The organism is Nitrospira sp. CR1.1 (assembly GCA_014055465.1).
Lineage (GTDB): Bacteria > Nitrospirota > Nitrospiria > Nitrospirales > Nitrospiraceae > Nitrospira_A.
In genome coordinates this window covers 431,378-445,872 of record WIAF01000003.1, presented here as the reverse complement: position 1 = coordinate 445,872, position 14,495 = coordinate 431,378, and the positions used below count along the sequence as shown (strand labels likewise).

16 protein-coding genes are annotated in these 14,495 nt (G+C 61.1%); 7 read left to right on the top strand and 9 right to left on the bottom strand.

What is annotated here, in order from left to right; translation table 11 throughout:
- Positions 1-17: 17 nt before the first annotated feature.
- Positions 18-803, bottom strand: a complete 786-nt coding sequence (locus GDA65_08805) for an isoprenyl transferase (protein MBA5862793.1) — start codon at positions 801-803, stop codon at positions 18-20.
- 191 nt (positions 804-994) lie between these two features.
- Here GDA65_08805 and tldD point away from each other — a divergent pair, with 191 nt between their 5' ends.
- From tldD to GDA65_08785, 4 genes are read left to right on the top strand one after another with little or no spacing between them, the layout of a single operon-like run.
- Positions 995-2,431: a metalloprotease TldD gene (tldD, locus tag GDA65_08800; protein MBA5862792.1), complete on the top strand. Its 1,437-nt coding sequence runs from the start codon at positions 995-997 to the stop codon at positions 2,429-2,431.
- Positions 2,432-2,433: 2 nt separating this feature from the next.
- Positions 2,434-3,792, top strand: a complete 1,359-nt coding sequence (locus tag GDA65_08795) for a TldD/PmbA family protein (GenBank protein ID MBA5862791.1) — start codon at positions 2,434-2,436, stop codon at positions 3,790-3,792.
- Between the two features lie 18 nt (positions 3,793-3,810).
- A complete protein-coding gene (locus tag GDA65_08790; GenBank protein ID MBA5862790.1) occupies positions 3,811-4,365 on the top strand; it encodes a YbhB/YbcL family Raf kinase inhibitor-like protein in 555 nt (184 codons plus the stop codon).
- A gap of 35 nt (positions 4,366-4,400) precedes the next feature.
- Positions 4,401-4,856, top strand: coding sequence for a hypothetical protein (locus tag GDA65_08785; GenBank protein MBA5862789.1), 456 nt, complete (start codon positions 4,401-4,403; stop codon positions 4,854-4,856).
- Positions 4,857-4,916: 60 nt separating this feature from the next.
- Here the strand turns inward: GDA65_08785 and GDA65_08780 are convergent, their stop codons facing one another.
- From GDA65_08780 to GDA65_08755, 6 genes are all read right to left on the bottom strand, one after another.
- A complete protein-coding gene (locus GDA65_08780) occupies positions 4,917-5,588 on the bottom strand; it encodes a uracil-DNA glycosylase (protein ID MBA5862788.1) in 672 nt (223 codons plus the stop codon).
- A gap of 94 nt (positions 5,589-5,682) precedes the next feature.
- A complete protein-coding gene (locus GDA65_08775) occupies positions 5,683-6,993 on the bottom strand; it encodes an FAD-dependent oxidoreductase (GenBank protein ID MBA5862787.1) in 1,311 nt (436 codons plus the stop codon).
- Positions 6,990-7,865, bottom strand: coding sequence for a presqualene diphosphate synthase HpnD (gene hpnD, locus GDA65_08770; protein ID MBA5862786.1), 876 nt, complete (start codon positions 7,863-7,865; stop codon positions 6,990-6,992). Before hpnD ends, GDA65_08775 begins: the two co-directional genes overlap by 4 nt.
- Positions 7,862-8,803 carry an ABC transporter substrate-binding protein gene (locus GDA65_08765; GenBank protein ID MBA5862785.1) on the bottom strand — a complete coding sequence of 314 codons (942 nt, stop codon included), beginning with the start codon at positions 8,801-8,803 and terminating at the stop codon, positions 7,862-7,864. The genes hpnD and GDA65_08765 overlap by 4 nt, the downstream gene beginning before the upstream one ends.
- Positions 8,800-9,528 carry an HAD-IA family hydrolase gene (locus GDA65_08760; GenBank protein ID MBA5862784.1) on the bottom strand — a complete coding sequence of 243 codons (729 nt, stop codon included), beginning with the start codon at positions 9,526-9,528 and terminating at the stop codon, positions 8,800-8,802. The genes GDA65_08765 and GDA65_08760 overlap by 4 nt, the downstream gene beginning before the upstream one ends.
- Positions 9,529-9,662: 134 nt before the next feature.
- A complete protein-coding gene (locus tag GDA65_08755) occupies positions 9,663-10,328 on the bottom strand; it encodes a hypothetical protein (GenBank protein MBA5862783.1) in 666 nt (221 codons plus the stop codon).
- 284 nt (positions 10,329-10,612) lie between these two features.
- Between GDA65_08755 and GDA65_08750 the strand changes: the two genes are divergently transcribed.
- The 3 genes from GDA65_08750 (at position 10,613) to GDA65_08740 (ending at position 12,923) form a co-directional block, all read left to right on the top strand.
- Positions 10,613-11,026 (top strand): YjbQ family protein, encoded by a 414-nt coding sequence (locus GDA65_08750; protein ID MBA5862782.1) that lies wholly within the window; start codon positions 10,613-10,615, stop codon positions 11,024-11,026.
- A 149-nt stretch (positions 11,027-11,175) separates the two neighbouring features.
- Positions 11,176-12,189 carry a hypothetical protein gene (locus GDA65_08745; GenBank protein ID MBA5862781.1) on the top strand — a complete coding sequence of 338 codons (1,014 nt, stop codon included), beginning with the start codon at positions 11,176-11,178 and terminating at the stop codon, positions 12,187-12,189.
- Positions 12,190-12,314: 125 nt separating this feature from the next.
- Entirely contained in the window at positions 12,315-12,923 is a 609-nt protein-coding gene (locus GDA65_08740; GenBank protein MBA5862780.1) for a hypothetical protein, read from the top strand.
- Here GDA65_08740 and GDA65_08735 read toward each other — a convergent pair whose 3' ends face one another.
- Both GDA65_08735 and GDA65_08730 read right to left on the bottom strand, forming a co-directional pair.
- Positions 12,924-13,649, bottom strand: a complete 726-nt coding sequence (locus tag GDA65_08735; protein ID MBA5862779.1) for an FHA domain-containing protein — start codon at positions 13,647-13,649, stop codon at positions 12,924-12,926.
- A 21-nt stretch (positions 13,650-13,670) separates the two neighbouring features.
- Positions 13,671-14,495, bottom strand: a complete 825-nt coding sequence (locus tag GDA65_08730) for a SpoIIE family protein phosphatase (GenBank protein MBA5862778.1) — start codon at positions 14,493-14,495, stop codon at positions 13,671-13,673.

Sequence of the window (14,495 nt, the reverse complement as noted above, 5' to 3'; positions counted from 1 at the left end):
GTTTCACCACGCGGAGACTAGGAGGAGACGCTACTGAACACTCGGCCGAAGCGGCGCTCGCGCCGCTGGTATTCAATCAACGCGACCAAGGTTTCGCGCCGACGGAAATCCGGCCAGAGAGTCGGGGTGAAGTAGAGTTCCGTATAGGCCAGTTGCCATAACAGAAAATTGCTGATGCGGGTTTCGCCGCTCGTGCGGATCAACAGATCCGGGTCGGGGAGGTCGCGGGTATACAAGGCCTGCTGCATGGCGCGTTCATCGACTTGATCCAGAGATAGACGCCCCTCCTGCACCGCCCGCGCGAGCTCTCTCGCCGCATCAACCAGTTCGGCGCGGCCGCCGTAGCTGAGGGCGACGTTGAGGATCAGCTTGTCCAGATGCGCAGTTTCCTGTTCGGTTGTGCGCACCCAGCGTAGCGCCGATGGCGGTAGTGAGGTGACCCGACCGATGGTCTGGAAGCGCACGCCCTTTTCGACCAGGCTGGACCGTTCGGTCGAAAGATAATGCTCCAGCAGTCCCATCAATGCGGTAATTTCCTGGGCCGGCCGATTCCAATTTTCCTGCGAAAACGCATAGATGGTGAGCACCTTGATCCCGAGGTCGAGCGACAGCGAAATCAATTCCCGGACGGACTTAATGCCCTCCTGGTGCCCGGCAATACGAGGCAGTCCGCGCAATTCGGCCCATCGGCCGTTGCCGTCCATAATGACGGCCAGGTGTTTCGGCAGCAGGTCCGGGTCGAGTTGCGAGAGCAGATCGGAGTCGGGAGCAGGCTCGATGTCGCGGGATCGAGAATCGTTCATGGAACGGCGTGGGCACCTTTTCTTGTACGACGTGAATCCTCAAAAACCTAACGCGAGTCTAGCGGTGGGGTATGGGAATGTCAAACAATATTTCCCAATTTCGCTGTATTTGCAGGTGGTTCGAGTGTCTGTGCATTGCGCCTCCGGAAAAGAGTGCGTTATACTCACGCACCGCACGAGAGGAGTGATCCATGTCTAAGGACGAGTCCGGCGCGCTTGCGCGTTTCGGGGTTACCGATCGAGACATCGAGCAAGCGCTGGGACGGGTGAAGGTTTCCGCCGTCGACTACGCCGATCTCTATTTCGAATATTGCCAGTCAGAATCGGTCTCCATGGAAGAGGGGATCGTCAAGCGGGCGACAAAAAGTGTCGGGCAGGGCGTGGGGGTTCGGGCGACCGCCGGGGAAAAGACCGGATTTGCCTATTCCGACGAACTGACCTCCAAAGATTTGAACATCGCTGCCGATACGGCACGGTATATCGCCAATTCGGTGCAAGGCACGGTGCCGGTTTCCGTCACCCAACGGCCGGCTCTTGCCCGGGATCTGTACCCTCATGACCGCGCCACGATCGAAGTGGCCACCCGCGAGCGGGTGACCCTCTTAAATGCCATCGATGCGGAAGCCAGGCGCTATGATCCCCGGATCAAGAACGTCATGGCGGCCTACAATACCGAATATAAAGTCATGTTGGTCGCGACCTCCGACGGGCTTATGGTTGGAGATATCCAGCCCTTGTCCAGGCTGCAGGTGACCTGTATCGCGGAAGAAAACGGCAACCGGCAGGTTGGAACATTCGGCGGCGGCGGCCGGATTGGCTTGGAATATTTTCAGAACGATCAGCGGTATCTGCACTTCGCGCGAGAAGCGGCGCGGGAAGCCATCTTGAATCTGAGCGCCGTTGATGCACCGGCCGGGGTCATGCCGGTTGTGCTCGGCGGCGGCTGGCCGGGGATTTTACTGCACGAAGCCATCGGCCATGGGCTCGAAGCGGATTTTAATCGCAAGAAGACCTCTGCGTTTTCGAACTTACTGGGGAAAAAAGTGGCATCCGACGTCTGCACCATTGTCGATGACGGCACGCTTCCATTCCGGCGCGGTTCGTTGAATGTGGATGATGAAGGGACCCCGACCAGCCGTACGGTCCTGATAGAAAAAGGGATTTTACGCGGCTATATCACCGACAAATTAAATGCCCGCCTGATGGGCATTCCAGTGACCGGCAATGGGCGGCGCGAAAGTTATCAGAGTGTGGTGTTGCCGCGAATGACCAACACCTTCATGCTGGCCGGTGAATCCGATCCGCAGGACATCATCAAGTCGGTGAAAAAGGGCCTGTACGCCGTGTCGTTCGGCGGCGGGCAGGTCGATATCACCAACGGCAAATTCGTGTTTTCCGCCAGCGAGGCCTACCTTATTGAGGACGGGAAGATCACGAGACCCGTGAAGGGGGCCACGTTGATCGGCAGTGGCCCGGACATTTTGAAGCAGGTCTCCATGGTGGGCCATGATTTGAAGCTTGACGAAGGCATCGGCACGTGCGGAAAAGAAGGGCAGTCGGTTCCGGTCGGCGTCGGACTGCCCACCATACGCATCGATGAAATCACCGTCGGCGGGACGAAAGCATAACCATGACACGTATGATCGGCGAGCAAGACTATACGAATATCGCGCAGGATCTGCTGACGCGGGCTTCGAAGCAGGGCGCGACGGCAGCGGATGTCATGGTGGCCGACGGCGAAACCCTCTCGGTACAGGTCAGAATGGGGGCCGTCGATCGATTGACGAAGGCGCGTGAAAAGCGCTTGGGATTGCGGGTCTTCTTCGGTCAGCGATCGGCTAGCGCGTCCACGTCCGATTTTTCCCGCGGTTCATTGGAACGGTTCGTTGAAGAAACCTGTGCGCTGGCGCAAGCGGTGGTCGAAGATCCTGTCTCCGGTCTTCCTGAACCGGGTCAATTGGCGACCGAGTTTCCAGAGTTGCACATCCACGACAGCACGACATTGCAGACGGATGAGCAGATTGCGCTCGCGCTCCGTGCTGAACATGCTGCATTTGCGGCCGATTCCCGCATTACGAACTCTGAAGGGGGCGAATGCGACTCCTCGTCCGGCCGCATCGTCTTGGCCAACAGCCATGGATTTCACGGGCAGTACGCCAACAGCTCTTTCTCCCTGTCGGTTTCGCCGATCGCGTCGGATGCGGCCGGCATGCAGCGAGATTATTGGTATGGCGTGAATCGAGCGTTCGCGAAGTTGGAGAGTCCGGAAGCCATTGGGCAGGAGGCTACGAGGCGGACGGTCCGGAAATTGGGCGCGCGTAAGGCGGCCACGGGTCGGGTACCGGTGATCTTTGATCCCGAAGTGGCGGGTAGCCTGCTCAGCCATCTCTGCAGTGCGCTTTCGGGTTATGCCCTGTACAAGGGGGCTTCCTTTCTGATCGGACAATTGGGCCAGCAGATCGCGCCGGACTTTGTGACCATTTACGACGATGGGCGGATGCCCGGGGGGCTCGGCACCCGCCCGTTTGACGGTGAGGGGTTGCCCACAAGGAAACAAGCCGTGGTAGAACGCGGGCGGTTGACCAGTTATTTGCTGGATACGTACTCGGGCAAAAAATTGGGCTTGCCTTCGACCGGGAATGCGGCGCGCAGCATCGGCGAAAGTCCTTCTGCGGGGCCGACGAATTTTTATATGGTGCCGGGCATGACCAGGGCGGAAGACATTCTGACGTCGGTGAAGCAAGGCTTGTATGTCACGGATTTGATCGGCTTCGGCATCAATATGGTGACCGGGGATTATTCCCGCGGGGCAAGCGGGTTCTGGATCGAAAACGGCGAGTTGGCCTATCCGGTCGAGGAGATCACAATCGCGAGCAATCTCAAGCAGATGTACTCGACCATTGAGACCATTGGGTCGGATCTCGTATTCCGCGGACGCATTGCCAGCCCGACGGTGAAGATTGCCGAAATGATGGTGGCGGGGAATTAGACATAAAGGGGAGGAGTGATGCGACGATTGATGGTCTCAATGCTCGGCGCTCTACTGACGATCCCAACGGTTGGCATGGCGGCGGAGTTTCAGGTGACCAGTCCGACGATCAACGATCATGGCACGATCGGCAATGAACATGTGTTCAACGGGTTTGGCTGCGCAGGCCGCAACGTCTCGCCTGCGCTCCAATGGGCCCATGCCCCGAAGGACACGAAAAGTTTTGCCGTGACGGTCTACGATCCCGATGCTCCCACCGGGAGCGGTTGGTGGCATTGGCTCGTCTTCAATATTCCACCGGGGACCACCGGTTTACCGGCTGGCGCGGGAAACCCGGATAGCGCGGGTGCTCCGGCGGGCAGCATACAGAGCACGACCGATTTCGGACAGCCGGGTTTCGGGGGGCCATGCCCTCCGCCGGGAGATAAGCCGCATCGGTATATCTTTACCGTGTTTGCATTGAAGATAGACCAGTTGCCGCTCAAGAAGGAGGCGTCCGGAGCGATGGTCGGGTATTACCTCAATCAGAATGCCATTGAAAAAGCATCGTTCACCGGACTGTATGGGCGGTAGGCTGGCAATTATCAGAACAGAGTAAGGAACACACCATGGCTCTTGATGCCGAACAGGGAAAAACCATGCTGCAGTTGATCACGTCGCGATACGAGGATCGACATTGGCGCAAAAAAATCGAGAAGACGCTCAGTTTGCCGCAGAGCGGAGTGGGAGACGAACGTCAGCAGCAGATATTCCTGTATCTGAAGCTAAATCTGAAGGCATACAAGTCCAGACGGGCGGACCCCGATGATTGGATTTTAGGGGGATACGCCACGAAGGAAGTCATCGATCGGGCGAAGTTCCAGCCGCATCTGGTCGGGCAGGGAATGACGTCGGAGGACGTTGCGTTTCTCGGCGTCGATCCCGGCCCAGAAATCGATGAAGCCTGGTGGGAAGACATGTTGGTCGCCTGGTTTGGCGCTCCGGAAGAAGAGGAAGCGGGTGAGCCGACGGAGGAGGAATCTCCGTCCGAAACTGCTGCCGAAAACCATCCTGCCCGTACGTGAACGATCTGCGCCGTCCGGCTGCCTCGCCTGTTGGCGAGGCGGCCGGGTCCGGCGGCTCTGTTAGGATCCGAACAAATCCATTTGCTGTGCGACTGAAGGCGGACGTTCGATGTCGAGCGTGCGTGGAGAGCCGGAACCCTCTCCTTCCTTCGCCGCGGCCGCTTGACTGTGCCGATCCAGAAAATCCTTGAGCTTCTGAAAATCTTCCCGCAAGAGCTGCAACATGCTGCCCTGGTGCAGGGCCGCAGCGGGATGGAGCAGAGGAAAGAGCACAAAGTCCTTCAGGTAAAAGGCCTGCCCGCGTACGCGCGTAATGCCCACCTTCCGTTCCAAAAGCGTTTGCGTAGCCCAATTTCCGAGCGAGCAGACTAGCTTCGGTCGAATCAAGGCAATCTGTTTCAGCAGAAACGGTTTGCAGGTGTCGACTTCCGTCGGTTCGGGATCGCGATTATTCGGCGGACGGCACTTGATGACGTTGGCAATGTAGATATCCGACCGGGACAGTCCAACCGACTGCAAGAGGTCGTTGAGCAATTGCCCCGCCGCACCGACGAACGGCTCCCCCTTCTGGTCCTCGTGAAAGCCCGGTGCTTCACCCACAAACATGACGGACGCCTGCGGATTGCCGACGCCGAATACCACCTGACGCCGGCCTAATTTGGCGAGCGGGCATCGTTGGCAGTCGTGAAGTGAATCGGCTAGCCCCTGCAGTTCGATGTGCGGTGAAGACATGGACAGGATCTCTCGCGTGGAGCGCCAAATCTTAGTCGCGCCATCAGGGCTTGTCAACGCTGCGTGGCGCGCTGGAGGGCAGGTGTTCAAGTCGTTAGGAAGGTCGGGTAGCGATCGCTTCGGCGCAACGTTGGCCACTCAGAATGGCCGACTCCAGATTGGCCGGCCAGCCCGTGTCCGTCCAGGCTCCGGCGACCAAAAAATTGCTGAACGGGCTGGTCGGGATCGGTCGATACTGATGCGCGCCCGGTTTGCTCGCCAGCATGGCGGAGGCGAGGCGAATCACGTCGAAGTCGAGAATGCGTGGAGAGGAAGTCGTCGGGAACGCAGCCGCCATGTCTTCCACTGCCAGGCGAACGAGTTCCTCCTTCGACTGGGGTAACAGGCTCGGCTCGCCGACTACCTGAGCCCAGACGACGGACGTCTGCTCGTGTCGTTCTTTCTCGGGATGCCGAATCATCCAGTGAAATGTTTTCCCTTCAAGGAGGATGAGCTGCGTCTGTCGAGCAGGCTGATCGAGGTGCAGGCGAACCACCACGAGCGGGGATTCGCTCAGGCGGCTGAGTTGCTGGAAATAGGCATAGTGGGTCACAACCCGCTCCGGAAGAAGCGGTGTCAGCCGCTGGGGCGGAAGTGCGGAGAGGTACCAGTCGGCGGTGAGCCTGGTGCGATCCGCCAATTCAACGTCTGTGACGCGGTTGTGAGAGAAACGGAGCTGGGTCACCGTGGCGTTCAGTTTCACTTGAACGCCGAGCCGGTCGAGTTCTGTCGTCAGCGGCGCGAGCAGAAATGTATCCAGGCCGTGGGGCGGCACGATCAGCCTCGTCGCCCGGGCCCCGGTCAAAAAGCAGCGGCGTAAGGTGCGCATAAACAGGCCGGCGGAAATTTCCGGGAGCGCGGCTCCCAATAACAGTCTGGCAAGGCTGTTCCAGACACCGTGCCGCGCCGTCTCCGACTGGCCGATGCTGGCGAGCCATTCGTCGGCCACACGCGAGTCGAGATCATTCGGCAAAGGAGGATCCTGCTCCCATGTTCGTTCCAGGAACGAGAGCAGGTGCCAGCGGTCGCGCATGGACAGGCCCTGGAACAGCGTGGTCCCCAGGAGCGTATTCAGCGGAGAAGGGAGAGGGAGATGCAGGAATTGGATGCGGGCGCCGCTGGATTGGAGAAATTCCAGCGGGGTATGCCGGAGCGATCCGGTCACGGCCTCCCGGCCCAGCGTCTTGATCAAGGACCAGGTGGCTTCATGTGCCTCGAGGAGCACAGGCGGCGGCGCGTGCCACATGCGGCCCCCCAGATGGTCGGCCTGCTCGATCACGGTGACGGAGTGCCCCTTGGCGGCGAGGGACAAGGCCGCGGTGAGGCCGGCGATTCCGCCGCCGAGGATGAGCGCCGATTGGCTCATGGAGCGGACGAGGGAAGGCGGGAACGCAGCCAGACTCCGGCTGCCACCGCCAGGCGGTGGCTGGGCGCGAGGGTCACGCGATCTCCCAGCACGCGATAGCCGGACTGCTCGATGCGTTGCAAGATCCGGCTATAGACGCCGCGCATGATTTCGGCCACGGTCAACGCCCGGCGTTCTTCGCGCGGCAGCGACTCGAGCGCGCGCGCGGCTTTGGCGTAAAACTCTTTCGCGCGGCCGACTTCATACGCCATGAGTTCCGTAAACTCAGGCTTATACCGGCGGTGCAGGAGATCTTCTTCCCGGTAACCGAAGCGGGTAAAATCTTCCTGCGGCAGATAGACGCGTCCACATTCCGCATCGTTGCCGAGGTCGCGCAGAATATTGGTCAGTTGAAAGGCCATGCCGAGGTTGACGGCGTAATCCTGCGCGCGCGGCGACGTGGTGCCAAACACGTGGAGGCAGATCAAGCCGACGACTGACGCCACGCGATAACAATAGAGCGAGAGTTGGTCGAAGGTGGCGTACCGGGTGGTCGTCAGGTCCATCTCGACGCCTTTGATCAATTCTTCGAAGTAGGCGTGTGGAATGGACAACTCGCGCACGTGCCGGGCGAGGCTGATGGTCACCGGCAAGGTCGGCGTCCCCTCATAAGCCGCAGTCAGCTCGCGGCGCCAGCGTGCTAGCTCCTCTTGCGGATGGCTGCCGGGAGGCGGCTCATCGACGGCATTATCCACTTCCTTGCAGAAGGCGTAGACGGTATACATCGCGTCGCGACGGGCCTTCGGCAGGAAGAGAAAGGAATAATAAAAATTGCTCCCGCTTTTTTTGGTGAGGGTCGTGCAATAGGTTTGCGCTTCAGCGGGCGTCATCATCGTGTCATCGGTGTCGGAATGTCATCGAAGGTGAGTTGTTCGACGGCTGGGGGAAGACCATGGTTGAAGCAGGCCGGATGAAAGACCGCCGCCAGCTGTTCAACGCCATCGATGAGTCTTGGTCCGGGACGGCTGAAGTAGGAGAGCGCATCGACCAGATACACCGCACCTCGCCGGACGGCCGGAAGGTCTTTCCACGCCGGGTGATTCGTGAGTGAAGCGAGTTCTGTTCGTGTGCGGGAAACCGTAAATCCGCAGGGCATCAGAACGATCACGTCGGGAGCGGAAGCTGCCAGCGTATCCCAGTCGATTCGATGAGATGCGGCGCCGGCTTGTGCCAGGGCATCGATGCCTCCTGCAGCCGCCACCATGTCGGGGACCCAATGACCGGCCGTGTAGAAGGGGGAAAGCCATTCCAGGCAGGCCACTCTGGGGCGCGGCGATTCAGTCTGCACGCGCGTTCGCACCGCCTCGAGCCTGCTGCGAAGTCGGGCAGCGAGCCGGTTTGCGGCTGCTTCCCGCTCCAAGGCGGCGCCAAGCGTCGCAATGTCGTGAAGGATATCGTCCAGCCGCCGCGGATTGAGGGTCACCATGCGCGGCGGCGAGGCCAGCTTGTGCAAGATTACGGTAAGCTGCGACGGCGTGATCGCACAGACATCGCACAAGTCTTGAGTGATGACCAGTTCTGGCTTGGCCGCCAGGAGCCGCGACTCGTCCAACTCATACAAGGCCTCGCCGGCGGAGAGCAGCGCGCCGACTTGCGCGTCTATTTGAGCGCTGGACAGGGACTGGCTTTCGATTCGAGCGCGGACCATAACAGGGATGTTGGGCAGCTCCGGAGGGAAATCACATTCGTGACTGATGCCGACCAACTGGTCTGCGAGCCCGAGGGCTGCAACGACTTCCGTCGCTCCGGGCACCAGCGAACAGATGTTCATGCGCGGCCTTGAACCGGTCCCCAGAGGCGTGTCCGGAGATCGGAGATGCTGGTGTCTGCCAGTGAGTGCGTGATGGCGTCGGCCTCGCCGAGATCCTGCACCGTGTGGGTGTTGGCGACCGCCAGGACTTTCATGCCGGCCGCCCGCGCCGCCCTGATCCCGGGCAGGGAATCTTCAATGACGAGGCAGTCGTCCGAGGTTAATGACGGTTGCGCCGGTTGCCGATTCAGTGCGGCCATGGCGTGAAGAAACGGTTCCGGCGCGGGTTTGCCCCGGGTCACGTCCTCCGCGCTGGTGATATGGAGAAAGGCTTTCCGGAGCCCGGCTTCTTCAAGAATCAATTCGATTTCGTTCCGCAGCGCGCCTGAGGCAATGGCCAGCGGATACCGGGCGGCGGCATCATGCACCAGCTCGCGCACGCCCGGAAAAATAGCCAGATGTTCCTTGACGGCGGACAGGTAGGCCTGAGCCTTGCGGTCCATTAATTCGCCAAGGAGCGTCGGCGACGCCTGCCGCCGGTGTGACTGCAATGCCGCCAGGAAGCAGCCGCGATCGTCAAAGCCGAGGTAATCGGTGTAGTACTCGGTTTCTGTCAGGGAAATATCAATGCCGGCCAGAACCTGTCGAAGGGCGGCGAAATGCAGCGGCTCCGTATCGGCGATGACTCCGTCGAAATCAAAAATGATGGCGCGCAATTCGCTCATAGTGTCCGGGCATATCCTCATGCGGAGATCGTCTGAAACCGGGTTGCCGGTTCTGCGGGCGCGGCATTATAGCAAGGGCGGCCGGGCAAAAAAAGACGACGGCCCGTTCCGGGGGGAAACGGGCCGCCGTCGCGACGCGAGTGGCAGAGAGAGGCTTAGCGTTTCAGCCTGAGGCTGCGTTCAGGAATCCACCCTTTTCGTCCGTCCTGGGTTCGCACGGCATACACCCAGCCGGTTGTCTGATGCTCGCCATCCAGGATGGTGAGGACAGTGTTGGCTGGGACGGTCGTGCTGGTTGTGGTGCCGGCTGAATCAAGGAACAGGGGCATGGGGGACTTGGGCCGGTTGGGATTGGCGATGACCATCACCCGCTGGCCCTCTGCATACAACGGAGCGGCGACTCTCACTGGCGAGGGCGCCGGTTTACCCGCCGGAGCGGGAGCGGGCACCGCGGCAGCCGGCATCGGAGCAGGCGTTTCCATTGCCGCAGGCGGCGCGCTATCGACCACCGCAGGGGGAGCCGCCGGCGCCGGTGTGGGCACCGGGTCCGCGGCCGGTTTCGGGGCGGGAGCAGGCGGTCGCTGAGCCACCGGTTGGCTGGTTTCCGTCACGCCGTCCAGATACGGCTGGATCAATTGCATAGCCGCGTCTGGATCCATGGCCACATAGCCGATGCCTCCCACCAGCAAGAACAGAAGTATCCAGATGAGCGGACCTTTGTTCGATCGCTTGGGCGCATTCATCGGAGGGGTCGGAGGCGGCACGGGTTGATCCAAGTCTTCATCGGTGAATTCCAAATCAGGTTCGGGCTGGCTTGCCATCGGAGGACCTCCTCATTCGGAATCATAACAAGAATCGGTCTAATCGTAGGTACTTATCACCCGTTTCCCAGCCTGTCAATTGTGTTTGAAAAAACGACGGCAGGACGTCATCCCTTTCCCTGTGCATCATATGCGGGATCTCCGGAGAGCGACGAGTACGATGTGCAGGCGAGCCGGCGACGGTTCCCGAGGCACGTCCGCCAGGCCGCCGCGTAGAGGCACAAGGGCTTGCAAGTTCGAACATCCCCGTTGCAGAATCGCGCTCCACCCGTGCGCGGAGGCAGATGCGATCTTATCGGGAAGAGCTCTGGTTTGAGACGGCCACCAGGCGCGCCTATCTGAATATCACGGCACAGGTTGAGGCCGCCGTGCGGAAGAGCGGCGTGCGCGAAGGTCTGGTGCTGGTGAATGCCATGCATATCACCGCCAGCGTCTATGTCAACGACGACGAGGCGGGATTGTTGCACGATTATGACACCTTCCTGGAACGGCTCGCGCCGCACGAGGCGACCTATCGTCACAACAACACGGGTGAGGACAACGGCGATGCGCACATCAAACGACAGCTGATGGGGCGGGAAGTGGTGGTCGCGATCACGGACGGGAAACTGGACTTCGGTCCCTGGGAACAAATTTTTTACGGTGAGTTTGACGGGCGGCGGCGCAAGCGCGTACTAGTGAAGGTGATCGGAGAATGACGGCCCGACCCTCATCGGGTCGCGATGCTCCCTCCGAGCGATGAAGAACCGCATTCGCGCTTGCCACGTTCTGGAAAGTTTGGCAACATGGACAACAGGATGAACGACGACCTCGCAACGCAAACTCGCATCGACCTGGGAGGCCAGCTATGTTGAGTTGGTCACGACCGGACCCGCTGACGCGAGATTTGATCCACCTCATCAACGCCCGGCGCCATGATCACGGCGATACCGACGCCGCGATCGATACCCTGCAAGCATTCATCGAGCAGGGGCGGGAGCAGGATCTCCTGACCGTGCTGGCCGCGCTCGACGAGGAGATGGCCGAATGGATGTTCGATCTGGTCGCGGAGGCGTCCTGCGCCGTGATCATGGACGGACCCGATGAGGATAAAACCGCCTATGCATTGATGGCGGCCCTGGAGTTGCCGCTTCAGGCCAACCTGGGACAACCGCTCGGGTTGAAGATCGACCCCGTGGCGACGGCCGATCTGCTCCATCGGCATCTCCAGATTCCGGCCGGCGTGGTGGTGCGTGTCGAGCCCCGCCTGCTGACCGACGCGACGCTCGAAGGATTGACGCTGCAAACGTTGAACGAGCATCTCGCGAGTATTGCCGATTCCCAACGCACCCAGGCCATTGCCTCGCGGCTCTATCCCCCGGTTGAAAACACGGCGTTCCTCTTTTTCCAGCTGATCGGGATGCCTGATCCGGGGTTGCCCGATTCGTTGGAAGAACCGGAACGGCGCGCTTTGCTCGAAGGCCTCGTGGCGCAATGTGCCGAGCTGGCGCTGGCCCCGGACACCCTGGAGGTGCCGGTCTACGCGTCGTATGCGCTGTTCGATGCCCAGAATGCCGTGCGGCTGCACCGGCTGGCTGACGAAACCGCTGCCGTCTGGCGTGACCTCGATCCGATGGTGCGGGCCCGCACCATCGTTCACCTGCACACGCAATGCGGGAACGGGGTGTATATGCCGGTCTGGACCGATCTCTTCGATCCCGAGTTGCCGGAGGACCACGGTCCGGTATGGACCTCGCCCGACGTCTGGGTCTTTACGGCCGACCTTCCGATCGAGTGGCCGGGGGAAATGCTGACGAATCGTCTGCTTGCCGAGGGCTGCACCCGCTTTGAGAATCACATCGTCGAAGCGCCGGAGAACTGACCCCCGCTGGAGCGGGACGACTGTTCGCAGCGCCGTCTCCATCTCGGGCAGACGGTAAGAGGGCCGCTCCACGCCGCAGCGTTCTGCTGACGGATCGGGTTCGGACACTCTCATAGAGGAGTTGCTTGGCTGGCCCATCGCGAATCGGCGCTGTCGTGTTGGTGACCCTCCTCAGTTGTCTGGTCCTGGGCGGTGTCTGGGGACTCGTCATTTTTATCCTGCCGCAAAGCGAGGCTCTGCCGGAGGCCATGCCGGTCTCGAATCCCTCGCCTCCGGTTTCCTCTCCTTCGACCACGTCTCTTCCTGTCCGGACTGTCATTGACGGGTCTCCTCAGCCGGGAACTGGGCCGGTGGAGCCGCCAGTCGTTCAGCCCCAACCCTCAGCTCCACCCGCCGCCGAGGTTGTACGGGCGCCGATCGGGCGAGAGGTCAAATGCGATCTCGAAATGGATGCGCTCTGTCCCGAAGAGGAGGGGGACCGGCGTGCGTGTTTGCAACGGAAGGCGGCTCAGCTCTCGCTGCCGTGCCGGCCGATGCTGCGCGACAAGCTGGCGCGCATGAAGGAGAACTGGCAGCACCTTCGGATGGCGTGCGAAGCGGACCGGCGGCAGTTTTGTCGCGAGGCGACGTCAGAGGGCGGGGAGATCCTGCTTCAATGCCTGGAGTCGCATGCGCAGGAAGTGTCCGATCAATGTTTTCAATTCCTCCCCAAGCGCGGTCGTCTGCTCAATTAGTCAGGCGGCGTGGCTCCGTTCGTCGCGCAGCACAAAGCGCATCGTAATCCCCGCGACTTCCACCACATCTCCATGGCGAAGCGCATGTTCCCGCTGAATTAGCCGGCCATTGACCAGAATCCGTTTCCCGCTTTCCGTCTGGCTGACCACATACGCCTCTCCCCGGCGACTGATCACGGCGGCGGTTTTCGGGGCAAACCAGCCCGTGAGGGTGATCACGGCATCATCCTGCGCGCCGATCAGTGAGACATGTCTGGTCAGGGGGTAGTGAGACTGCCCGGTCTTGCCCGAGAGAATTTCCACGATACCCACCTTGCAGGCGGGGGCCGGAGGTTCGCTTCCAGCCGGGGATGGCACGACGATCGTCTCATCGGCTACGAGCCTTTCGCCGGCGATCGCCTGTTCCGTTGCGGTTCCCTGCTTGTCACGAAACATCAACCGGTGGGCGCCAAGCCGAATGCCGTCCGCATCCTGAAGCTGCCGTCGGTCGATGGGCTGTTCGTTCACGAAACTCCCGTTGGTGCTCTTGAGGTCTTCGAGAAACAGTACGTCCTGAATGTTGACGATGCGGGCATGGTGGGCGGAGACCGCCGGATCTTCCAGGCAGAGGTCGTTGTCATGCGTTCGCCCGATCGTGAAGGGCGTGCGGGTAATCTCGCATTCTCTCGTGCCGCCATGGGGCGCCCTCACGAGGAGTAGGGGTGGTGCCTGGTGCTGCCGGGACATGGAGGCTCCTTCACAGACTGTTTATGCAGGGGGCGAGAGCAACTGCGCGTAGATGCGATTCCAGAAGCCTGTGTGCCGCTGCGTCACCAGCGCCACGATGACGGTGGCATTGTCGCTGCCGCCGGCGGCATTCGAGAGAGCGATAAGACGGTTTGCGATGACCTGCGGGTCGGTCGATTCCTGGGTGACGCGCAGGAGGACCTCGGCGGACACTCCGGCGGTTAATCCATCCGAACAGAGCAGCAGGATATCGCCGGTCAATACCGGAAGTTCTCCCAATTCGACGTCCACCAGGGGATGCACGCCGACCGCGCGGGTGAGCACATGCCGGTGTGCGGCGCGCGCTGAATCCGCGGCGGCCAGAAGCCCGGACTGTACCTGTTCTTGAACCAGCGAATGATCCACGGTCAACAACCGCACTGCGCCGTCGCGAATCACATAGAGCCGGCTGTCGCCGACGTGGGCGATCGACAGCGTTGCCCCGGCGAGCCGGGCTGCGACCACCGTGGTCCCCATACCGGCGTATTCCGCGCGGCGTGCCGCTTCCTGATGCACCCGGTGATTGGCGAGCCGCACCGCGCTCGCCAGCCGATTGGTGGCGGGTGAGAACTCTGGTCGGGACAGCCCGATCAGCGGCAGGGACGGGTCCGCCTCCGCTTCCGCCAAGTGGCGGGGAATAATCTCAACCGTGCGGCTGCTGGCAATTTCGCCAGCCCGGTGGCCGCCCATGCCGTCGCATACGAGAAACAGCCCGGCGGCCGGATCGGCATGGTACCGGTCTTCGTTGAGGCGGCGGACCAGGCCGACATCCGAGGCTGCTCCATGTGTGACGTGCCAGCTGTGCAT